Genomic DNA, 389 nt, shown 5'->3' on the forward strand with positions numbered 1-389 from the left:
AAGGTCGCAAGGTCGCAGGACTGTCGACATCGCTGATGGTCAGCGTGCCGGAAGTGCTGATCGCCGCTGCCGTGTTGGCTTCCGTCAAATTGACCGATGCGGAGGAGAGAACCGCCGCGTCATTGGTCCCCAGAATATCGATCTGCACCGAGGTGTGTGCGCCGTCGGCGCTGACCACGTCGAAGTTCTCGGTGTAGTGCTGGCCGGCGACGAACTCGTTGTGGGCCGAGCTTGCGGTGTAGGTCCATGCTCCCGCTGCATCGATGGCGAAGGTGCCATAGGTCCCGACGGTGCCGGCCTGGGCGACGAAGGTCGCCGGGCTGTCGACATCGGAGATGGTCAGCGTGCCGGAGCTCGATATGTCGGTGGCCGAGTTCGTCTCGGTCAGG

General features: G+C 63.8%; 1 protein-coding gene. It reads right to left on the minus strand.

What is annotated here, in order from left to right:
* A partial coding sequence (locus AC1DPX_RS35185) for a VCBS domain-containing protein (RefSeq protein ID WP_477242626.1) occupies positions 1-389 on the minus strand: 389 nt, incomplete at both ends.

The organism is Mesorhizobium sp. 01N446, from assembly GCF_056399285.1.